Here is a 20,739-nt window from a genome sequence, read left to right as displayed (position 1 = left end):
TTTTCTGCACCAAACACGTTTATTCCTTCGAGTCTTTGGCAATGTAGCCAGTTATTTCAAGGCCGTAACCCGTCATGCTGGGCATGCGGCGCGGATTGCCCATCAGTTTCATTTTGTGCACACCGCACTCGCGCAGGATTTGCGCGCCTATGCCGTAAGTACGCAAGTCCATGCGGCCACGTTCTGGGGCCTGGGCGGGGCTGGCCGTGCCTTCAAACTGGGCCAATAGTTGCGCAGCACTTTCGCCGCAATTGAGCAGCACCGCCACACCCTTGCCTTCCCCGGCGATGTGCGCCAGACTTTGATCCAGGCTCCAGGAATGCATGACGCGACCGGTTTCCAGTGCATCCAGTACTGACAGGGGCTCGTGCACCCGTGCTGCCACCGAATCGCTGGATGACCACTGGCCCTTCACCAGCGCCATATGCAGGCCCTGGCTGGGCGTGTCCCTGAAGGCATGGGCGGTAAATTGACCGTAAGCCGTTTGAATGCTTCGGGTGCCTATTTTTTCGATCAGCGAATCGTGGCGGCTGCGGTGTTCGATCAGATCGGCGATGGTGCCGATTTTCAGGCCGTGTTCTGCGGCGAAGACTTGCAAGTCCGGCAGGCGCGCCATGGTGCCGTCGTCTTTCATGATCTCGCAAATTACCGCTGCAGGCGAGCAACCGGCCATGCCGGCCAAGTCGCAACCGGCTTCGGTATGTCCGGCACGCATCAGCACGCCGCCATCGACCGCCTGCAAGGGGAAGATGTGCCCGGGCTGAACCAGGTCGCTGACCCTGGCGTTTTTGGCGACGGCAGCCTGCACGGTGCGCGCACGATCTGCTGCCGAGATGCCGGTGGTGACGCCCTCGGCCGCTTCAATGGACACGGTGAAGGCGGTGCTGTGTCGGGTGCCGTTGCGTGTGGCCATCGGTGGCAGCTGCAGCATCTCGCAGCGCTCGCGTGTCAGGGTCAGGCAGATCAGGCCCCGGCCGTAACGCGCCATGAAATTGATGGCATCGGCACTCACGTGATCGGCGGCCAGCACGAGGTCGCCCTCGTTTTCACGGTCTTCTTCGTCCACCAGAATAACCATGCGGCCGGCCCGCATGTCGGCCACGATGTCTTCAACGGGGGAGATGGCGATGGTCATGGTTCAGGTATTCTTTTCGTTCTGGAGCATGCGCTCCACGTATCGCGCAATCAGGTCAATTTCAAGATTCACCCGGGATTGGGTCTGCAGATGTTGCAGGGCGGTGTTGTGTACCGTGTGGGCAATCAGGTTGATGCTGATCTCGCAACCAGCTTGATGGGGCAGGTCGGCCACCCGGTTCACAGTCAGGCTCACGCCGTTGACGGTGATCGAACCCTTGTAGGCGAGGTATTTGGCCAGTTCATGCGGCGCCAGAATACGCAGCTCCCAGCTTTCGCCGACTTCGGCAAAATGCGTCACCGTGCCGATGCCGTCCACATGCCCGGCGACGATATGGCCGCCCAGACGGTCATGGGCGCGCAGGGCTTTTTCAAGATTGACGGGGCCGGGCTGCGCCAGTCCACTGGTTCTGGCCAGTGATTCTGCTGAAATTTCAATCAAAAACTGGTGTTTTGGAAGGTCAACGGTGGTGACCGTCATGCAGGCGCCGTTGATGGCAATGCTGTCACCCAGACCGACGTCGTCCAGATAACCCGCAGGCGCCTCTAGGGTGAGACGCTTGCCGTGGTCCAAAGAGCTGCCCAGGCTATGGATGGCGACGATGCGCCCCATGCCGGTGATGATTCCGGTAAACATGGTCGTATTTTCGCAGAGATTGCCGCCGGGTATGGCGGGTTGCTGGAATCAGGGCTTGACCAGGCCTCAAAAGAGGTCGCGTCCACGTACCCGGGCCACGATGCGCAGGTCGGGGCCCAGCCTGTCGGTAGCGCGAAACTCCAGTTCCAGCGCCTTCGACAGCTCGGTGATGGGCCCGAGCTTGGCCATGCCTGCTCCATCGCCGATGAGTTTGGGCGCCAGATACACCAAAAACTCATCAACCAGGCCAGCTTGAATCAGTGAACCATTGAGTTTGTGCCCTGCCTCGACGTGTAGCTCATTGATTTCGCGTCGGGCCAGATCCTGCAGCATGGCCTGCAAATCCACCTTGCCGCCCGCGCCGGGCAGGTAGATGACGGTCGCACCGCGCGCTTCCAGCGCTGCTTTTTTAGCATCGTTTTGCACTGCGGCGTATATGTAGAGCGCGCGGCCAGCTATAAAAAGATGAGCGTCCAACGGTGTTTCTAGGCGGCTGTCCACCACCACCAGGTGTGGCTGGCGCGGCGTGTTCACCAGGCGCACGTCAAGACGCGGGTTGTCCTGCAGCACCGTACCAATGCCGGTCAGCACCGCGCACGAACGGGCGCGCCAGGCGTGGCCGTCTGCACGCGCCGCGTCAGAAGTGATCCATTGGCTGACGCCGTTGGCAAGCGCGGTCTTGCCGTCCAGCGACGCCGCGACCTTCATGCGCACCCAGGGCGTCTTGCGGATCATCCGGCTGAAAAACCCGATGTTGAGCTCGCGCGATTCCTGCGCGCCGGGGCCCACTTCCACCTCAACGCCGGCAGCGCGCAGGCGCTCAAAACCCTGGCCCGAGACCAGGGGATTGGGATCGGCGATGGACGCGACGACCTTTTTGATGCCAGCTGCAATCAGCGCATCACAACAAGGGCCGGTACGACCGTGGTGGGAGCAGGGTTCAAGGGTGACCCAGGCGGTAGCGCCAGCAACATCGTGGCCCTGTGCGGCGGCATCGCGCAGCGCCATGATTTCGGCGTGCGGGCCGCCTGTGTGCTGGGTGTGGCCCTGGCCGAGGATCAGACCGTCTGAACTGCTTAGCAGACAGCCAATACCCGGGTTGGGCGGACTGATCAGGCGCGCGCTCTCGGCCAGTCGCAGTGTTTGCTGCATCTCGTTGTGCAACGCAGGATGAGTTGAATTTGTCATTTGCCGCCTGGCTAGTAACGATAACCGTTCGTCGGTACTGTACCCGCTGCACTGATTCACTTGCGTAACATCCTTGGCATGCATGGAGAAAACTCGTTTGTATTGCGTAGTGTGTACCAACGGTCCCCAATCAGACCTTCGTTAAAAGCGGGTCGACTTTTTCTTGGGTTTTCTCTTATTGAAGTAATGGTGGTGGTTGCCATCGTGGCTATTTTGGCAACCCTTGCCGCGCCCTCATTTGTCACTATGTTGCGAAACAACCGGCTGTCCGCAGCGGCATCCGCATTGCAGGTGTCCCTTAGCCTGGCAAGGTCGGAGGCCGTCAAGCGCGGCGCTGACGCGCGAGTCACGGTTGCAGCAAATACGACAGCCGGTGTCTGGACAAACGGCTGGACGGTGTTTGTGGATGGGACTGGGACCGCCAACGCAGGGGTGGCACCAACGGCTGATACGGCGGGTGTTACAGGCGTGACTCGCGTCGAGGTGGTGGCAGCGCCGTCGGGACCTATCGACACGGGGCAGACGGGCACGCTCAATTACTTTACCTACAACGGTGCCGGGCGATTGATCACCACGACGGGGGCTTCGGCTAACCGGTCTTTTTGGTTTTTTGACGCGACCAGTGAAAGATACTGTCTTGTTCTTAACGTGTCAGGTCGTGTGCGAACCACCCGTGTGGCCAGTGGTGCAAGCTGCCCTACGGACTAGAAGTGTAGAAGCAACCTCAATATGAAAAATGTGTCGCACTTTTACCTACATGCGCCAAAGCGTTCTGCAAAGGCGAATGGCAAGCAGGGCGGTTTCAGCCTGATTGAAGTGTTGGTCACCATGGTGATCCTGTCGTTTGGCTTGCTGGGTGTCGCCGGACTGCTGGTCAAAGGGATATCCAATGCGGCGGCTTCTGAAGCCTCTTCCAAAGCCAGTCAACTGGCTGCGGACATGGCCGACCGGATTCGCGCCAATCCGGCGGTGGCGCTGTCGGCAACCAGCCAATACATTACCACTTACGCAGACACGTCACCTGTCAGTCCCACAACAATAGCCATGAAGGATAAAAAGGAGTGGCTTGACGCCCTGGCCGCCCAATTGCCGCAGGGGGACGGCAAGATCACCAACACTGTGTCCGGTGGCGCACGCAAAGTGGAGATCGAGGTACGCTGGTCCAATTGCCTGGGAACCTTGAGTGACGACGTTACCACTGCGTGTACGGATAACTCGGCTGCAGCCTTCCAGACTTTTGTTTTCGAGTTGCGGCTATGAGGGCATTCCAAAGTAGCCGTCGTGGCAGTGGGCAACGGGGGTTCACGCTGATTGAGCTGATGATTTCGCTCGTGTTAAGTATGGCCGTGCTTATAGGACTGTCTTCGGTGTATGTGGCGGTAAAAAGCGCCTTTCGCTTTCAGGAGAGCACGGGCAGATTGCAGGAAGACGCGAATTTTGCCCTGGATACCATTGCAAGAGAGCTTCGCATGGCTGGTTTTGCGGGTTGCTCCGGCATTCAGACGCTAACGGTGGCAGGTGTAACGACTCGTTATCCGGGTAACGTCCTGGCCTCGGCAAATCCGAACACCATCAGTGGCCCCAATCCGTTGGCAACTGTTGAATCCGGCAACGCGGAGGTGACGGTGCAACCCTTCACACCGCTTAATTTCATCCGCGGTTTTGACAGCGTGCCAAGCACGATGTTCGCGTCTGGATCTGTCCCTGCATCCAGTGGCACAGACAGCCTGTTTTTTGCTGGGGGTAGTGCCAATGCTGTCGGCGTCACGGTGGCAATGTCAGCGAGTAATTCTCCGCTCACCATTTCTTCCAACGTGTACGGGTGGAGTGGTGCGAATACCATGATTGTTTCCGATTGCAATTCGTCCAGCATTTTTGAAGGAACAGTGAGTACCAGTGGAGGTGTCACAACCATCGCCCACGACGGAACCGGAAACAGTACAGATACGTTCAACAGCAGCTACAAGTTCGGCCCGCCTGTGGCCTCCGGAGTGGATGCGCGAACTGGAGCAATTGTCATGTTAGCGCAGTGGAACTTTTTTTATGTCGCAACCCGCAGTGGTGCCACGACGCCCAGCTTGTATCGGATTACCTTCAACGGCGCAAGCCGATCCAACGCGGAAGAAATCGTGTCTAACGTAGAAAGCATGCAACTGCATTATGGTGAAAATACCCAGGTAGACGCCAGTGGGGCCGCTACGCGTGTCGCTGACGAGTGGCGCACTTCTGCGGCAGGCGTGACTGATTGGGCGCGCATCGTTGCAGTGCGTATTGGGCTGATGATGGTTAGCGCAGAGGACAACACCAGCCCCGATGTCGTGTTGACGACGCCTACTCTGTTGGGGCAAACCTATACCCTGCCTGCCGGCGCGTCGACGAACCGGCTCCGCAAGGAGTTTTCTACTACCGTGGTTTTGCGCAACAGCGTTGCAGCACGGTAGAGAGACGGATACACCTTATGTCGTACAAGCACATTGCAGGTATTCCCCGTAAAAACCATCGCTGTGTGGTTTTGGCGGCAAGAAGGCTTCCATTGGTTTTGCAACCCCGCTGCAAATCACAGCGCGGCATGACTCTGATAGTCGGTTTGATTTTGTTGGTCATGCTCATATCCATCAGCATGATTGGTTTTCGTAACACCACCCTGTCCGGGCGCATGACAGGTAATGTTCTGGATCGGAATGTTTCTTTCCAGTCGGCCGAAAGTGCTGGCAAAGAGGCCTTGCAGGTCATTGAGGGCGGGGGATTTTTGACCACCACAGTTGGCCACTACGATCCGCCATTCAGCGAGGGCGACAACGGAAGTTTCTGGACGCAAGGGGCGGGAGCGACAGTCGCGGCAAGTGCCTGCGCTACAACGACCCCGTTCAGTTGGACCAGTTGTGCCGCGTCTGTGGCCACGCCTTATGCCAACAACTCCGAGAGTGCGAAATATGTGATTGAGTTGGTGAGTACTGTCGCGGGTGCTACTACCACCGCCCGCACATACAGAGTGACCGCACGCAGCGTGGGCGGATCAGGCGCAGCAGAGTCAATTGTGCAAGTCATGTATGTCCAGACGACAACACCATAGCAAGTTTTAAGGGGTTCACCATGAACAAGCCAGCCATTTTTTCGGAACACAAGCATGTGATGGGCATGGGTCTGGGTCCCCGATCGGTGGGGTCTGTGCCAGCGAATTGGCGGCAACGGTTCGTGTTCACCGCATGGTCCTTGGCAGCGCTGTTTTTTGCGCTGGCTCTGGTCGGCTTGCCGCTGAAAAGCGCGAACGCGCAAACCACTGTCAGCATCGCAAACGTACCGCTGTTGGCTCTGAAAAGCGCGCCCGGTCTTGTCATGTTGACCATGAGCAAGGATCATCGGCTTTTTTATGCCGCCTACAACGATGCCAGCGATCTGAATGCCGACGGCATACCTGACGTCGGGTTCAAACCGTCCATTACCTACTATGGCAACTTCGCGTCGGATCGCTGTTATTTGTACGACTCGGGTGACTCAAGATTCAGTCCTAAAGATGTCGCCAAGAGCAGTGACGGATGTGCGACGGCTGTATCCAATGCACGCTGGCACGGAAATTGGCTGAACTGGGCCACGACTTCGCGCATGGATGCGCTGCGACGCGTACTGTACGGAGGTCATCGCGTGTCAGACCCGACCACAGCGTCAGGCACCACGGTTTTACAAGGGGCGTTTATTCCCCAGGACAGCCATGTCTGGGGTAAAGAGTACAGGCCGGTCACTGGGCGCGACAGTTACAACATCACCCACTACACCCCCCTCGCGGCGCCCGCAGCGGGCAAGCAGCATCTGTTTGCCGTGAGAAGTGATGCTTACGAGACTACGCCTGCGGATGCGGGTTCGGGTGTCTATCCATTTCCAATGCCAGCCCCGAGACTGCGGGTGATTCTTAATGCCGATCAGGTTACCGATCGCATCTGGAACTGGACTTCTGCAGATGGCAATGCCAATATTGCCCGTAGTACTGCCTTTGGTATCACCAGTACAGCCTACACACTTAGGGTCGAGGCCTGCGTTACATTGAGCGGCGCCCGGGAAACAGGCTGTACGGGGTACCCTGCAGCAGCACCTGTTATTTGGAAGCCAACGGGTGTGTTGCATGATTATTCGGTTAGCGACCAACTGAAATTTGGCTTGCTCACTGGTTCATTCAGAAACAATTACTCTGGCGGGGTTGTACGTCGCAACATCGCCAAATTTTCAGATGAGGTAACTCCTTCCAATGGCGTTTTTCGGCAGGTGACCGAAGGCACGGCGACGGTTGACGGTATAGCCCGAACCATCGACCGCATTTCCATCTATGGCTGGAAAGGGAACGGATATTACTGCGACAACAATTTCAATTCGCTGCAGATAGAGGGTGCTTGCCCTTCATGGGGGGCTCCTATCGGCGAAATGATGTACGAAGGGCTACGGTATTTTGCGGGGAAAAGCTCGGGGTTTTCGGCATATGCGAATGGTGTCAATGTCAACACCTCACCAGACTCAAGGCTTCAACTGCCATTGATGGGCACTGGCTCCTCTCCGTGGCAAAACCCTTTCAGGGCTAAAACGGATGGCGGAAGTCCTATTTGCTCGCGCCCCGTACAGATGGTCATCGCAGACGCTGTGACGTCATTTGACAATGACGGGATTCCGGGGGCGTACTTTCCGGTAGTGGAGCGAATGGGTAACCCGCTTGCTCCTCCCGAAGGCGACCTTGCTGGGGTGAATGTGACCACCCAATCCAACATCATTTGGGGCCCCCCGCCGGTGACGTCTCCGGTTACAAAGTCGGAGAATCTGGGGACACGGAATGTCTTCATTGGCCAGTCGGGCACGCTCAGCGACGGAAACCCCACCCTGAAACCTGCCAGTTCTTTTGCGCAGCTCCAGGGGCATGCGCCGGACGCCACACAGTCGCGCGGGAGTTTTTATTCGGCGGCGGTTGCGCGTTTTGGAAAAGTGACAGGCTTCCCGATTGGCAACCCCCCCTCGGTGCCCACGACGACGACCAACGCAACAGTCGATACCATTGCTGTGGTTCTTGGTAGCGTAGTGCCGAAAATTGAAATTAAATACAGCGGCAAAACCGTTTCCCTGGTTCCTGTTTCCAAATCGGTAGGTCCCAGCAGCTTCGTCAGTAGTTCAGCCTATGGCGCGTTTCAGCCGACAGGTTCCATCACCGGCTTTTATCTGGACACTTTCAACAACACCAGTGGAACCACGGGGCTGGACTATAACGCAGCCATCAACGGTGGGCGGCCAACGATGTCTTTTGTCGTGAACTTTTCTGACACCGACGCTGGCGGCGACAACGAAACCGACGCGGTGGTCGGCTACAACGTCAGCGTGAATGCTGCAAATAACGTGGAGGTGCAACTTGTACCGATCAACACATCTGCAGCAGGCATTGAAATGCACGTTGGTTATTCCATATCGGGCACTGCCAATGACGGTCTCTATCTGGATATGACGACCAAACCGAGTGGGGGCACGCCGACGATCAAGTATTACCTTGACACGCTTTCCAGCCAGGGACCAGCCCCGGCAAACGGCTCACGGGTCAACGCTACCATGCTGCCAAGCACGTCAACCACCCGTACGCTGGCCTTTGCAACCAGCGCAACGGTATCGGGTTACATACCGCATGACACGCTGTGGTACGCCGCCAAATACGGTGGCGCGGGCCTGCTGGACTCCAACGGCGACCCCACCAACTATTTCAAAGTCAACAATCCAGCCAACCTTCCGGATCAGATGGCCAAGGCCTTCCGTTCTGCTGCTGCGTTGGCGGCGGTGGCCAGCACCAGCGTGGTGGGTGTGGGGCAGCGGAGCCTGGGCTCGGCCGCCATTTACCAGGCCAATTACGATTCGCTGACATGGACTTCGCGCTTGTACGCTTTTTCCATTGCAACCAGCGGCGCTGTGTCCGATACACCTATTTGGGAGGTTTCTACAAAAATCCCTGTGCCGGCGTCGCGCACCAAGTTGTTTCTTGGCCAGGGGGGAGCGACCACACCTCTTGCCTTGACTTCTGGCGGCTACGCCACGTTGCCGAGCGCCGTGCAAACCGACTTCGTCAACTCTGCAACTTATGAGTACCTTCTTGGGGACAAAACGGGCGAGGAGCGAAAAGGAGGCAGTTTCCGTAACCGCGGCAGTACGGCTGCGGCCGAATACGGCTCGGTGTTGGGCGACATTGTCAATTCAGATCCACAGATCATTTCAGCGAAAAATCTGGACTACACAGCGAGTGACTCGACTTACACGACCTTCCTGAGTTCCATCAATTTTGAAACTCTCGCGGTGGGTACGAACAGTGGGTTTTTTCATATTTTTGACGCCGAGCCCGATGCAACCGGCGGGGGCGAGTTGCTCGGTTTCATGCCGCAGGCGGTGAGGAGCAGTGTTAAAAATCTGGCAGACCCTGGCTACCAGCATCAGAATTACATTGATGGTTCGATTGCTGTCGGGCACGCGAAGATCACTGTGCCCGGCGATGCCACCACCAATTGGCGCACGGTAGTTGTTGCTGCCGGCGGCAGTGGCGCCCAGACCGTGTTTGCCATCAATGCCAGTTCAAAAACGTTTTCAGCCAACAGCATTTTGTGGGAAATCAATTCGACCACCGCTGGCGTTGGGTCGACCTTTGGCAACATCATGGGCAGGCCTGGTATCGGCAAACTGGCGGACGGGACTTGGGTTGCCATTTTTGGAAATGGCTACAACAGCAGCGCTGGTACAGCGAATCTCTACGTCGTGAGGTTGAGCGACGGTAATATTCTCCGGATCATACCGACCAACGCTTCCATCACGAGCAACGGCATGGGCGCGGTCGAGTTGGTGCGAAAAACATCGGGCAACCGGGACACGATCGCGTACGTGTACGGCGCGGACTACAAAGGAAATATCTGGCGCTTTGACCCAAGTTCCGGTAGTGCCGGTGCCCTGATTTACACCACCCCGACAGGAAGGCCCATCACCGCCGAGATCAAAGTCGGGGCAGCACCCTCGCATGCGAACACGACGGGTGGCAAGATGATTTATTTTGGAACTGGCAGCTATTTGAGCGCTGCTGACCCTGCCAATACGACAGTACAGGCCTTGTATGGAATTTATGACGACTTGGTGCATAACATCACCACCACGCCGTTTGTCACAGAAGCGACGCTGTCTTCCATGACCATCAATATGCCTGCTCCGGTAGGGGGTGTCACAAGCGACGTTCGCACCACATCAGCGGGGGCAACGCCGGATTGGTACACAGTGGCTGGTAAAAAGGGGTGGGTGGTCCCACTGACTGGCACCAACATCACGGCGGGGGAGCGAGTAATTGCTCCTCCTGTGCGCTATACCATTTCAGGCGTGGTGGACGCATTTTTGTTTACCTCGATAGTGCCGAGCGTGGATGATTGTGTTGCCGGACTGGATGCCTGGATCACTGGAATAGACGCCCTGACCGGCGGGTATAAAAAGGTATTCAACGATCTAATTCCCAATTCGGTTCGTATTCGCGGCGGTTCTCCAAGAGGCGTGTTCGTGTTGCAGGACAACGGCCCACCAGCGCTGTATATCAGCCAGACCATCTTCAACGATACTATTTCGACAACGTCTTTCACCACCAATGTCGGTGGTCAACAAACGGTCTGCATCAATGGGGTCTGTGGAAAAACGCAGGTACTTCAAATAAATTTAACACCTTCAACCACTTCTGGCACCAGCGGAGCAGTTGGGCGTCAAATCTGGCGCCAGCTTAAGTAAGCGACTTGTGACCGCATCAATCTAATAAGGGGGATAAAAAATTGAAAACACGCAAGCACACCGGTGGTTTCACGTTGATCGAGTTAATGATTGTTGTGGCCATCATTGGCATTTTGGCTGCCGTTGCGCTGCCAGCTTACACGTCCTATATTGAACGAGGGCACAGGACCGGCGCGAAAGCTGCGTTGCTTGAGGCGGCGCAGTTTATGGAGCGTTACCGGGCGGTCAATTTCCGGTATGTTGATAGCGGTGGTGTTGCGCCTGCCTTGCCAACTGCGCTTACGCTGTCGCCGAACTCGGGCGTAAAGCGATACGACGTGGCGTTGAGTGGCACTACAACTGCGACATCCTTTACCTTGACGGCAACCCCAAGTGGTTGGACGGACACCCTCTGTGGAAACCTCACACTGACCAACCTGGGCGTCAAGGGACAGAGTGCTGGCGACGCGGCCACGTGCTGGAACAAATAGGCTTGGTCTCTGCGGCCTACCGCCGCACCTCATCCACCAGCGTCTTGAACTCATCAATATCCTCAAAACTCCGGTAAACGCTGGCAAAACGTACGTAGGCGACTTTGTCGAGTTTTTTGAGTTCGCGCATGACCAGTTCACCCAGTCGGGTGGAGGGGACCTCGCGCAGGCCCAGGTTCAGCAGTTTTTCTTCGATACGCTCAATCGCCGAGTCCACCTGCTCGGTGCTGACTGGGCGTTTGCGCAGCGCCAGGCTCATGGATTCGAGGATTTTGCTGCGTTTGTATTCAATGCGGCGCCCGTCCTTTTTGACGATAGCCGGAAAGTTGACGTCGGGCCGCTCATAGGTGGTGAAACGCTTTTCACACGCGCCGCACTGGCGGCGGCGGCGTATGAAGTCTGCGTCTTCCGACACCCGGGTTTCGACCACCTGGGTTTCGAGGTTGCTGCAAAAGGGGCACTTCATGCTGCCTTGCCTGAAGTTATAAGCAAAATTGGCCTCCAGCCCTTATTGGGTATGCGCAGGCAGCTATAAAAATAATAGCGGCTGAGCGCTACTGCGGATCTAGCGATAAACTGGGAAACGGCTGGTCAGCGCGTTGACCTTGGCGCGGACCGCTTCGATGTTTGCAGTGTCGCGCGGATTGTCGAGCACGTCTGCGATCAGGTTGGCGGTCAAACGCGCCTCTTCGTCCTTGAAGCCGCGGGTGGTCATGGCCGGGGTGCCAATGCGTACGCCGCTGGTGACCATCGGCTTTTCCGGGTCGTTGGGGATGGCGTTCTTGTTGATGGTCATATGCGCGCTGCCCAGCACGGCCTCGGCTTCCTTGCCGGTGATGCCTTTTGCGCGCAGGTCCACCAGCATCAGATGGCTTTCGGTGCGGCCGCTGACGATGCGCAGCCCGCGCTGTGTGAGGGTTTCAGCCACAATTTTTGCGTTTTTCAGGACCTGCTGCTGGTAGGTCTTGAACTCGGGCGTCAAGGCCTCTTTGAACGCCACCGCCTTGGCCGCAATCACATGCATCAGCGGGCCGCCCTGCAGGCCGGGGAAAATGGCGCTGTTGATGGCCTTTTCGTGCTCGGCTTTCATCAGGATGATGCCGCCGCGTGGGCCGCGCAGGCTTTTGTGGGTGGTCGAGGTCACGATGTCGGCATGTGGCACCGGGTTGGGGTACACGCCTGCGGCGATCAGACCGGCGTAGTGCGCCATGTCGACCATGAAAATCGCACCGACATCTTTGGCTACCTTGGCGAACCGCGCGAAGTCAATGCCCAGTGAATAGGCAGACGCGCCGGCAATGATCAGCTTGGGCTTGCTTTCATGGGCTTTGCGCTCCATGGCGTCGTAGTCGATTTCTTCCTTGTCGTTCAAGCCGTAACTCACGACATTGAACCATTTACCGCTCATATTGAGAGCCATGCCGTGGGTCAGGTGGCCGCCTTCAGCCAGGCTCATGCCCATGATGGTGTCGCCGGGCTTGAGAAAAGCCAGAAAGACAGCTTCATTGGCCGATGCGCCGCAGTGCGCCTGTACGTTGGCGGCTTCAGCGCCGAATATTTGCTTGACGCGGTCAATCGCCAGTTGCTCGGCCACGTCCACATGTTCACAGCCACCGTAATAACGGCGTCCCGGGTAGCCCTCGGCGTATTTGTTGGTGAGTTGCGAGCCTTGCGCGGCCATGACCGCGGGCGAGGCGTAGTTCTCGCTGGCGATCAGCTCGATGTGGTGTTCCTGGCGCGCGTTTTCCGCCAGGATGGCGGCCCACAGCTCAGGGTCGGTTTGTTCTACAAGAATGGTGCGGTTGTACATGGCAGTCCTTTAAAGACGTGGTCCCTGCCATCTGGTCGATGAAACAAGGGCTGCCCAGGCGAACGGCTGAACGCTGTACTCACTGCATGAGGTCAGCGGTGCGCTTCCCAGTGGTATCCCACGTCAGCAAGCGCCCTTTCTGTAGGGGGCTGCTTATCGCCAGTTGCGCACGGTGCTAGTGTAACGGACGCAGCGCCGGTCTTCGGCCAGAAGCGGCCCCAGGCGGCGTCCATGAAGCTTGGGTGGCTCAGGAAATGGCCAGGCTGGCGATCTTCTCGGGGGTCTTGTCTGCAGATTCCATATCAGCGGGCATGGACGCTGGAATGGCAAGGGGCGGGCGCACGGTCGGCTGGTAGGTCGGTGCCCGACCACTGACAACAGCCAGCAGGCGGGCGTGTTCGGCCATCACCTTGGCGGCGTAACCGCCGTCGCTTTCGAGATTGGCCGCGCCCACGTAGTACTTCAGGCCGGCTTCGACCGAACCAGCGCGGGCGATACATTCCTGCAGCACCTTGACACCCACGCGCAGGTTGGTAACCGGGTCAAACGCAGCCAGCTTGCCGCCAAAGTTTTCATACTTGGCGTGGTGAATGTTGGTCATGACCTGCATCAGGCCCTGGGCGCCGACCGGGCTTTGTGCAAACGGATTAAAACCCGACTCGATTGCCATGATGGCCAGAATCAGGGTCGGGTCGAGTTTGACTTTTTGGCCAATTTCAAAGGCCTCGGCTACCAGCACACTCAAAGGTTCTGGTGCAATGCCATATTTTTTGCTCAGCCAATAGGCGACGGCCGCCTGTTGCCGGGGCAGGTCTTTGGGGTTGGCCGCCGTGGCGCGGTCAACCGCGTCGGGCTCGGTATAACCTATGGCCGCCTCCTGGCGTTCCAGCAACCAGCCCATGAGTTTTGCTTCACCCGCCTGACGCAGGTCGGGCCGCGCGGTGAGCATGATCACCGCAAACACGACGGCCAGCCCGACCAGGGCAAAGCTGTTGTGGGTGATCTCGAAAAAGCCTTGAGCGATGTCGTCGGCAATGTTTGCAAGACTGTTGCCAATATTCTTCTGAAGCCTGCGCATCATCAATGCGGGGCTGGATTGTCCTAGCGCTGTCATAGCACTCCTTTCTACGTACCGGCTTTTTGAGCCAAGCACTTTGATTGGGTCGCCATCAAACCAAGGGCTTGCCTTGGGGGTGTTGACCCCTTGTCTGACTTTGCCGGGTTCGGCAGCGGATTCGGGTTGTCCCTTAGTTTTATCTTGGGATGGCGGATTCTAGGGGGCGTCTAAATAACATGTCAATAATATAAAGTTAAAGTAATATACACAAAACGATATTAAATAGGCCATCCAGGGCTTCCAAGCGCCTGTTTTCGCCGATTTTGGCTTTTTTGAGGTTCTACCTCTAGCTGGCCAAAAACCCATACTTTGAAACCTGGGTACGGGCTGTTTTGTCCTCAAATCAAACGCTTGCATCAGATTTGCAGAAATCACCAGAACATGCGCCTGTGGCGCTGGAAGGCTGGGTTTGGCGAAAGTCTGATATGTCTGTAGGACAAATGCGTGCCGGGTAAAGCCGTCAGAATTTTCAATCGCAGAGACGAAATTGATTACAAATTTGGGCTTGCACCAAGCTGCCGACAGGATTAATCTGCAAGTGCTTGAGCATCTCAAGCATTCGCCGGGTAACCAACCCTGGTAAAACTGAGAGCAATCACTTGCTTTCATCGCACTGGAGACGATCTTCTCTTCTTTGCGAAGCCCGACGGCATGAGCATCACGCCCGCCGTCAGCCCCGGTCGGCCTCGCTGCCCGGGGTTTTTTTATGGGGCCGACGTCCTTATATATATGCAGTGATACAGGCGGGGTCTGATGCACGCAAGCAGCGGGCTACAGGCCCTGTTCTGACGGCTGCATGAAGGCGGCTGGACAAGTTAATTGGGCGACGCCCTAAAAACGGCGAAAATACCTGCATTGCTTTATTCCTGAAGCTTTGGTTGGGGCTGTAGATACCTGTTCTGCAGCGCCGCTTTTTGACGCCGGTCCGGCCTTCACCTTTGACGCCAACAGCCGAGGGCTTGAGGTCAGACCTGTAATTTCCTGATTGCTGAAGACCCCCGCTTCACCGATCCACTTACCTTTATGCTGCGTTCCCCCATGTCCAAATCTGCCAAGCCCGATACCTCCGCCGTGAAAACGCCTTCCACCAAGAGTACCGACAGCCATCCTCTGGACGGTTTGACGGGTGGCGCTTTTTCTGCGCCCACTTCGGGCGAGCGCACCGCCCGCATCCGCGAATGGCTGGCCACCGATCCCGGCGCTGAGCAGATGGCCGAGGTGTACAAAGACCTGGCCAACCGGGACAAAGGCGCAGCCAAGCCACTGAAAGAGAAGCTGGACGAAGCCAAGCGCCTCAAAAGCCAGGAAACGGTAGCCGCCGAGTGGGCCGACAAAGGCGCGGCCCTCATGGGCCTTAAAAAGCTCAATCTTGCTGATGCGCTGGCCTGGCAGCGCGACGCCGCCAAGGCTGGGGCGCCGCTGTCGCGCGAGCCGCTGGCTGGTCTCAAGGCGCAACTGGCCGACCGCGTCAAGACGATTGAAGACCTGCAGCACCGCGCGCAGGTACAACGTGAGGCGGCGGTGCTGATGGCCCAGAGGGTAGAGGTGCTGTCCACCAAACCCTGGCGCGATGCACAGTCGGCCTGGGACACTTTGCGTGCCGACGTGACCCACTGGCAGACGGAGGCTGATGCGCTGGCGCAAGACAGCAACTGGCCCAGTGTGGATGCCAAATTTCCGCCCATGCTCGACGCCTCGCGCGGCCAGTTGCTGGCGGTGTGGGAAGCGTTTCAGGCCGCGCTGGCGCTGGCGGTTGCCGCCGCCGAAGACGCAGTGGCGCCGCTGCCGGCGGTGCCGGTCTGGGCTGACGAGTTGCGCGCAGCGCGTGGCACACCACGCGGCGGTGACGCCCTAGCGGGCGATCATCCCGCGCGGGCGCCAAAGGTAAAAATCGATCCTGCCGTGCTCAAGGAGATGCGCGAAAAATCGACCGCCATCGTGCAGGCTGCGCTCGCCAAACTGGAGCATGAAGTCACCGAAGGCCACGGCAAGTCCACCCCCAAAGTGGCTGCCGAACTGCGCCAGGCACTGAAGGAAAACATCCGCAACATCGACAATGCGCTGGAGGCAGCCGCCCATGCGGCGCTCACGGCAGCTGGCGAACTGGAAGGCTGGCAACGGTGGCGCGCCGACCAGATCCGCGAGGAGCTGGTGGCCAAGGCTGAAGCGTTGGTCGCCAAGCCGCTGGGCGGGCGCAAGCAGCAAGAGGCGCTGCGCACCATGCGCGAGCTCTGGAAGACCAGCGACCAGGGGGGCACGCCCAACCACGCCATGTGGAAGCGTTTTGACGACGCCTGCAACGAGGCCCACAAGGTGGTTGAGGTCTGGCTGGAGAAAGTCAAGGAGCAAAGCGAAGTCGTCAAGGCCGAACGCCGCCTGCTGATCGACGAGGTGCTGGCCTGGGCCGAAGCCAACAAGGGCAACACCGACTGGAAGCACCAGATCCGCAGCCTCAATGGGTTTGTAGAGAAATGGACGGCGGCCGGTCACCTGAGCGAAAAGGCCTTTGCCGAGATCCAGCCGCAGTGGAAAGCGGCCATGGACGCGGCCGACGCCGGTCTCAGGGCTGCGCGTTCGGACAGCCTGGCGCGCCGCAAGGCCATGATTGAAGAAGCCCAGGTGCTGGGCGCCGAGCCGCAACTGCATATTGATGCGGTCAAACACCTGCAGCAGCGCTGGCAGCACGAGGCCCAGGCCGTTCCGATTGAGCGCAAGCAGGAGCAAAAGCTCTGGGACGCCTTCCGCAAGCCGATTGACGATGCCTTCCAGCGCAAGACCGCCGAGCGCGAGAAAGCCGCGTCGGCTCTGGGTGAACATGACCGCCACGTACTGGAAGCAGCCAAAGCGGTGGAGGCCGCTGCCGCCACGGGTGATGCGCAGAAGATTCACGCCGCCGCCAAAGCACTGGAAGCGGTGGTTCGCGGTCAGGTGCCGGTCCCCGCAGCGGCTGCAACGCCTGAAGTGTCAAATCCGACGCCCGCTGCCCAAGAGGCACCGGTTTCGGAGGTAAATCAGGCTACAGCCCATGCGCCAACTGCGCAAGCAGCTACCGAAATCATAGCGCCTGAAGTGGCGGCGGATGTTGCGCCAACTGAAGTGGAAGCATCTTCTGAGCCGCAAGCCGAAGCCGAAGCCGAAGCTGAGGTCGCGGCCCCCGCACCCGCGGAAGCTGCCGCACCACCGCCCGCGCCCAAACCAGCCCCCAAGCCGGTGGTGGCCATGCGTGGGGACGACCGACCGGGCATGCGCAAGGCCGAACCTGCCTCTGCAGGAGGGCGTGGCGGCAAATTTGGTGACCGCAAGGATGCACGCCCGGGTGGCAAGCCCGGCGGCCCGCGCGCCAGCACCGACAACAAGTTTGAGCCTTATCGCCCGGAGCGCAGCTTTGAGGCGCGTCCTGATCGCGGCGAGCGCCCGGCTTTTGAGGAGCGCGGCCCTCGGTTGGGTGACGCCGCCTTCCGCGCCCAGCGCGAGGCATTTGAAGCGGCCAACCAGGCCCTTAAAAAGCTGTCGATGCAGGCGCACGGTGAAGTGTTGACGAATTTGCTGACTGCCTGGGAAAAGCGCGATCCGGCGCAATTGCCTGCCGCACAAGAGCTCGGCAAGCTGGTCACGCCTGCGGTGCGCAGCAGCTGGGTTCAGGCGCTGGGTGGCGCACCGGGCAAAGACGCGTCCGAGGCGCTGCTGCGCCTCGAAATCGCTGCCGAGTTGCCAACGCCCGCCGAACACATCAGTGCGCGCCGCATGTTGCAGCTGCAGTTGTTGACCAAGCGCAATGCGCCTGCGCCGGCAGAAACCTGGGGTGAAGATGCGGCCAAGGTGCTGGCCGCCAGTTTTGACGCCGGCAATGCACGGCGTGTGCAGAACGCGCTGAAGGCCCTGCTCAAGCGCTAGAAAGCGAGCGCCGCCCTGAGGGGCGGCTGCTCAGCGTGCAGGCCGCAGCGCCGACTTGGGTCTGAACGCCTTGCAAACGGCATCGTCGGTTTCCAGGTAAGGCCCGCCTATCAGGTCGACGCAGTACGGCACGGCGGCAAAAATACCGGCCACGGCTTGCGTGCCATCGGCGTTTTTCAGGCCTTCCAGCGTTTCGGCAATCGCCTTGGGTTGACCCGGCAGATTCAGAATCAGACTTTGGTCCCGCACGACCGCGACCTGGCGTGACAGGATGGCGGTGGGCACAAACTTGAGGCTGATCTGGCGCATCTGCTCACCAAACCCCGGCATGTCCTTGTGCGCCACGGCCAGCGTAGCTTCTGGCGTGACATCGCGCAGGGCAGGGCCGGTGCCGCCGGTGGTCAGCACCAGGCAGCAGCCAGCGTCAACAAGTTCGATCAGGGTGGCGCTGATCTGCGCCTGTTCATCCGGGATCAGGCGTTCTGCAAATTCCAGCGGGTTGAGCAGGGCGCGGCCCAGCCATTCTTTCAGCGCCGGCAAACCCTTGTCTTCATACACACCACTGGAGGCGCGGTCACTGACCGAGACGATGCCTATCTTCACCGTATCGACGGGGCCGCTCATGGGGCCTCTGGCGCCAGCGCTTCGCGCACCAGCTGAAAGATCTCTCGGTAAGATTTTCCGTGACGCGGGGCTTCGCCGGGCTTCTCGGGCTTGGCGTCCTTGCGCGCCTGGCGCACCAGTGCGCGTAATTGCTGTGCGTCGGTATCAGGGTGTTCCGTGAGCCAGTCGCCCAGCGCGTCGTCGTCGGCAATCAGTTTGTCGCGCCATTGCTCAGCCAGGTGCAGCGCCAGCGTGAGCTGGGCCGAGCCGTTTTTCTGCTCGTCGATCGCGGCGCGTATCGGTTCGGTGTCCAGTGGACGCATCAACTTGCCGATGAACTGCATCTGGCGGCGCTTGCCCTCGAAGTTGGTGATCTTTTTGGCCTGGGCGATCGCGTCAATCAGTTTCTCCGGCAAGTCCAGGCGCGCCATCAGGTCGGCGCGCAAGGTCAGCAGGGCTTCGCCCAGCGCCTGTTTTTCATCGGCCTCGGCCTTGAGCTGGGTCTTGCTCGGCGGGCCGACTTCTTCGAGCGCGATTTCTTCGGGTTTGACGAAGCGGCCGTGCGACCAGTAGCCCTTGATGGCCTTGGGAGTCTTGTTGTTCATAGCAGTCAGTATCATAGCTACCCATATGACCCTCAAGACCCCCAAAACAGCTCCCCGCCCCAAACAAACCGCCCAACCTGAATCCGGTTTCAGCTACCACCGTGATTTTTTTGAGGAATTGGTCGATAGCGCGCTGGCGCATGCCAAAAAAATAGGCGCCACCGACGCCGCTGCCGAGGCCTCAGAAGGCTGCGGCTTGAGTGTCAGCGTGCGCAAGGGCGAGCTTGAAAACGTCGAGCGCAACCGTGACAAGTCTTTGGGCATCACCGTGTACGTCGGCCAGAAACGCGGCAATGCGGCCACCAGCGACTTTTCCAAGGCCGCCATTGAACAAACCGTCAAGGCGGCCTACGACATTGCCCGATTCACTGCGGAAGACAAAACCTCTGGCCTTCCGGCGGACCGCGACATCGCGCGTGTGCACCCCGAGCTCGACCTGTTTCACCCCTGGGCTATAGATTCGGAAGGCGCGGCGCAGCTGGCACTGCAATGCGAGGCGGCAGCGCTGGGTACCAGCAAACGCATCACCAACAGCGAAGGCGCGGGTGTGTCGGCCCAGCAGAGCCACTTTTTCAGCGCCCACACGCGTGGTTTTCGCGGTGGTTATGCAAGCTCGCGGCACAGCATTTCAGTCGCGCCTATCGCCGGCAAGGGCAGCCAGATGCAGCGCGACGCGTGGTACAGCTCCATGCGTGACGCCAGCGAGTTGGCCAGCCCTGAGGCCGTCGGTCGCTACGCCGCCGAACGCGCACTGGCACGCCTGAACAGCCGCAAGATCAAGACTACGCAGTGCCCGGTGTTATTCGAGTCGCCGCTGGCCGCCGGCCTGCTGGGTGGTTTTGTGCAGGCCATCAGCGGCGGTGCTTTGTACCGCAAAAGCACTTTTTTGCTGAACAGTCTGGGGAAGCCGGCCTTTCCGGCGCACATTGACATCACGGAAGACCCCTTCGTGAAAAAAGGCAAGGGCAGCTCACCGTTTGATGAAGAAGGCGTCAAGACCCGCGCGCGCACGGTGGTGGACGCCGGCATTGTGCGTGGCTACTTTTTGAGCACCTACTCGGCGCGCAAGCTCGGCATGCGCACCACCGGCAACGCCGGCGGCTCGCACAACCTGGTGATGAGCAGCCGCCAGACGAAGGTGGGTGACGACCTCGACGCCATGCTCAAAAAACTGGGTACCGGCCTTTTTGTGACCGAACTGATGGGGCAGGGCGTCAACTACGTGACCGGCGATTACTCGCGCGGCGCGTCAGGATTCTGGGTTGAAAAGGGCCGCATCGCGTTTCCGGTGGAGGAGATCACGATTGCCGGCAACCTCAAGGACATGCTGATGGGCATCCAGGCGGTGGGCGCCGATGTGTACAACTATGGCGCCAAAAGTGTGGGTTCGATTCTCATCAACCGGATGAAAGTGGCTGGCTCTTAGCGCAGCGCGGGGCGAGGGGCCCCGCTTGCGGGGATCGACCAGCGAAGCTAAGAGCGAGGGAGCGGGCTCGAAGCCCGCGACCGAAGAATCACGC

General features: G+C 59.0%; 16 protein-coding genes and 1 riboswitch. Of the genes, 8 read left to right on the top strand and 8 right to left on the bottom strand.

The window, feature by feature from the left end; translation table 11 throughout:
* Window positions 1-19: 19 nt before the first annotated feature.
* The 3 genes from ribBA to ribD form a co-directional block, all read right to left on the bottom strand.
* Entirely contained in the window at window positions 20-1,135 is a 1,116-nt protein-coding gene (ribBA, locus tag Q8L50_RS02210) for a bifunctional 3,4-dihydroxy-2-butanone-4-phosphate synthase/GTP cyclohydrolase II (protein WP_305347007.1), read from the bottom strand.
* Window positions 1,136-1,138: 3 nt separating this feature from the next.
* Window positions 1,139-1,771, bottom strand: a complete 633-nt coding sequence (locus Q8L50_RS02205) for a riboflavin synthase (protein WP_305347006.1) — start codon at window positions 1,769-1,771, stop codon at window positions 1,139-1,141.
* Window positions 1,772-1,837: 66 nt separating this feature from the next.
* Entirely contained in the window at window positions 1,838-2,959 is a 1,122-nt protein-coding gene (gene ribD, locus Q8L50_RS02200) for a bifunctional diaminohydroxyphosphoribosylaminopyrimidine deaminase/5-amino-6-(5-phosphoribosylamino)uracil reductase RibD (RefSeq protein WP_370869719.1), read from the bottom strand.
* A 78-nt stretch (window positions 2,960-3,037) separates the two neighbouring features.
* Here ribD and Q8L50_RS18920 point away from each other — a divergent pair, with 78 nt between their 5' ends.
* The 6 genes from Q8L50_RS18920 (at window position 3,038) to Q8L50_RS02175 (ending at window position 11,190) form a co-directional block, all read left to right on the top strand.
* Entirely contained in the window at window positions 3,038-3,667 is a 630-nt protein-coding gene (locus Q8L50_RS18920; RefSeq protein ID WP_370869722.1) for a GspH/FimT family pseudopilin, read from the top strand.
* 21 nt (window positions 3,668-3,688) lie between these two features.
* Window positions 3,689-4,219, top strand: coding sequence for a type IV pilus modification protein PilV (gene pilV, locus Q8L50_RS02195; protein WP_305347005.1), 531 nt, complete (start codon window positions 3,689-3,691; stop codon window positions 4,217-4,219).
* Window positions 4,216-5,400 (top strand): PilW family protein, encoded by a 1,185-nt coding sequence (locus Q8L50_RS02190; protein WP_305347004.1) that lies wholly within the window; start codon window positions 4,216-4,218, stop codon window positions 5,398-5,400. Before pilV ends, Q8L50_RS02190 begins: the two co-directional genes overlap by 4 nt.
* A 17-nt stretch (window positions 5,401-5,417) precedes the next feature.
* The gene (locus tag Q8L50_RS02185) at window positions 5,418-6,032 is read left to right on the top strand and encodes a PilX N-terminal domain-containing pilus assembly protein (RefSeq protein ID WP_305347003.1); all 615 of its coding nucleotides are present in this window, start codon (window positions 5,418-5,420) and stop codon (window positions 6,030-6,032) included.
* Between the two features lie 20 nt (window positions 6,033-6,052).
* Window positions 6,053-10,720 carry a pilus assembly protein gene (locus Q8L50_RS02180; RefSeq protein WP_305347002.1) on the top strand — a complete coding sequence of 1,556 codons (4,668 nt, stop codon included), beginning with the start codon at window positions 6,053-6,055 and terminating at the stop codon, window positions 10,718-10,720.
* 86 nt (window positions 10,721-10,806) lie between these two features.
* On the top strand, window positions 10,807-11,190 hold the full coding sequence (locus Q8L50_RS02175; protein ID WP_370869721.1) for a type IV pilin protein: 384 nt from the start codon (window positions 10,807-10,809) through the stop codon (window positions 11,188-11,190).
* A gap of 16 nt (window positions 11,191-11,206) precedes the next feature.
* On the opposite strand, the gene nrdR is transcribed toward Q8L50_RS02175, so the two are convergent.
* The 3 genes from nrdR to Q8L50_RS02160 all read right to left on the bottom strand — a co-directional run bounded on the left by nrdR (window position 11,207) and on the right by Q8L50_RS02160 (window position 14,114).
* Complete coding sequence (nrdR, locus tag Q8L50_RS02170; RefSeq protein WP_305347000.1) at window positions 11,207-11,656, bottom strand: transcriptional regulator NrdR; 450 nt, start codon at window positions 11,654-11,656, stop codon at window positions 11,207-11,209.
* 99 nt (window positions 11,657-11,755) lie between these two features.
* Window positions 11,756-13,000, bottom strand: coding sequence for a serine hydroxymethyltransferase (gene glyA, locus Q8L50_RS02165; protein WP_305346999.1), 1,245 nt, complete (start codon window positions 12,998-13,000; stop codon window positions 11,756-11,758).
* A gap of 45 nt (window positions 13,001-13,045) precedes the next feature.
* A riboswitch (ZMP/ZTP riboswitch) is annotated at window positions 13,046-13,177 on the bottom strand.
* Between the two features lie 70 nt (window positions 13,178-13,247).
* Entirely contained in the window at window positions 13,248-14,114 is an 867-nt protein-coding gene (locus Q8L50_RS02160; protein WP_370869718.1) for a transglycosylase SLT domain-containing protein, read from the bottom strand.
* Between the two features lie 1,026 nt (window positions 14,115-15,140).
* On the opposite strand from Q8L50_RS02160, the gene Q8L50_RS02155 reads away from it, so the two are divergent.
* Window positions 15,141-18,011 (top strand): DUF349 domain-containing protein, encoded by a 2,871-nt coding sequence (locus tag Q8L50_RS02155; protein WP_305346998.1) that lies wholly within the window; start codon window positions 15,141-15,143, stop codon window positions 18,009-18,011.
* Between the two features lie 30 nt (window positions 18,012-18,041).
* On the opposite strand, the gene mog is transcribed toward Q8L50_RS02155, so the two are convergent.
* Both mog and yjgA read right to left on the bottom strand, forming a co-directional pair.
* Entirely contained in the window at window positions 18,042-18,635 is a 594-nt protein-coding gene (gene mog / locus Q8L50_RS02150) for a molybdopterin adenylyltransferase (protein WP_305346997.1), read from the bottom strand.
* Window positions 18,632-19,219: a ribosome biogenesis factor YjgA gene (gene yjgA, locus Q8L50_RS02145; RefSeq protein WP_305346996.1), complete on the bottom strand. Its 588-nt coding sequence runs from the start codon at window positions 19,217-19,219 to the stop codon at window positions 18,632-18,634. The genes mog and yjgA overlap by 4 nt, the downstream gene beginning before the upstream one ends.
* A 25-nt stretch (window positions 19,220-19,244) precedes the next feature.
* Here yjgA and pmbA point away from each other — a divergent pair, with 25 nt between their 5' ends.
* Window positions 19,245-20,645 (top strand): metalloprotease PmbA, encoded by a 1,401-nt coding sequence (gene pmbA, locus Q8L50_RS02140; RefSeq protein ID WP_305346995.1) that lies wholly within the window; start codon window positions 19,245-19,247, stop codon window positions 20,643-20,645.
* Window positions 20,646-20,739 lie beyond the last annotated feature (94 nt).

The sequence above is a fragment of the Polaromonas sp. genome (genome assembly GCF_030680935.1).
In the GTDB taxonomy this organism is placed as follows: Bacteria; Pseudomonadota; Gammaproteobacteria; order Burkholderiales; family Burkholderiaceae_C; genus Polaromonas.
The sequence above is the reverse complement of the archived record's forward strand: the minus strand, read 5'-3'. Positions and strand labels throughout refer to the sequence as shown.

Coding starts and splice junctions, on each gene's coding strand:
- ribBA (WP_305347007.1), bottom strand. CDS start 1,135: ATGACCATCGCCATCTCCCCCGTTGAAGACATCGTGGCCGACATGCGG.
- Q8L50_RS02205 (WP_305347006.1), bottom strand. CDS start 1,771: ATGTTTACCGGAATCATCACCGGCATGGGGCGCATCGTCGCCATCCAT.
- ribD (WP_370869719.1), bottom strand. CDS start 2,959: ATGACAAATTCAACTCATCCTGCGTTGCACAACGAGATGCAGCAAACA.
- Q8L50_RS18920 (WP_370869722.1), top strand. CDS start 3,038: ATGCATGGAGAAAACTCGTTTGTATTGCGTAGTGTGTACCAACGGTCC.
- pilV (WP_305347005.1), top strand. CDS start 3,689: ATGAAAAATGTGTCGCACTTTTACCTACATGCGCCAAAGCGTTCTGCA.
- Q8L50_RS02190 (WP_305347004.1), top strand. CDS start 4,216: ATGAGGGCATTCCAAAGTAGCCGTCGTGGCAGTGGGCAACGGGGGTTC.
- Q8L50_RS02185 (WP_305347003.1), top strand. CDS start 5,418: ATGTCGTACAAGCACATTGCAGGTATTCCCCGTAAAAACCATCGCTGT.
- Q8L50_RS02180 (WP_305347002.1), top strand. CDS start 6,053: ATGAACAAGCCAGCCATTTTTTCGGAACACAAGCATGTGATGGGCATG.
- Q8L50_RS02175 (WP_370869721.1), top strand. CDS start 10,807: ATGATTGTTGTGGCCATCATTGGCATTTTGGCTGCCGTTGCGCTGCCA.
- nrdR (WP_305347000.1), bottom strand. CDS start 11,656: ATGAAGTGCCCCTTTTGCAGCAACCTCGAAACCCAGGTGGTCGAAACC.
- glyA (WP_305346999.1), bottom strand. CDS start 13,000: ATGTACAACCGCACCATTCTTGTAGAACAAACCGACCCTGAGCTGTGG.
- Q8L50_RS02160 (WP_370869718.1), bottom strand. CDS start 14,114: ATGACAGCGCTAGGACAATCCAGCCCCGCATTGATGATGCGCAGGCTT.
- Q8L50_RS02155 (WP_305346998.1), top strand. CDS start 15,141: ATGCTGCGTTCCCCCATGTCCAAATCTGCCAAGCCCGATACCTCCGCC.
- mog (WP_305346997.1), bottom strand. CDS start 18,635: ATGAGCGGCCCCGTCGATACGGTGAAGATAGGCATCGTCTCGGTCAGT.
- yjgA (WP_305346996.1), bottom strand. CDS start 19,219: ATGAACAACAAGACTCCCAAGGCCATCAAGGGCTACTGGTCGCACGGC.
- pmbA (WP_305346995.1), top strand. CDS start 19,245: ATGACCCTCAAGACCCCCAAAACAGCTCCCCGCCCCAAACAAACCGCC.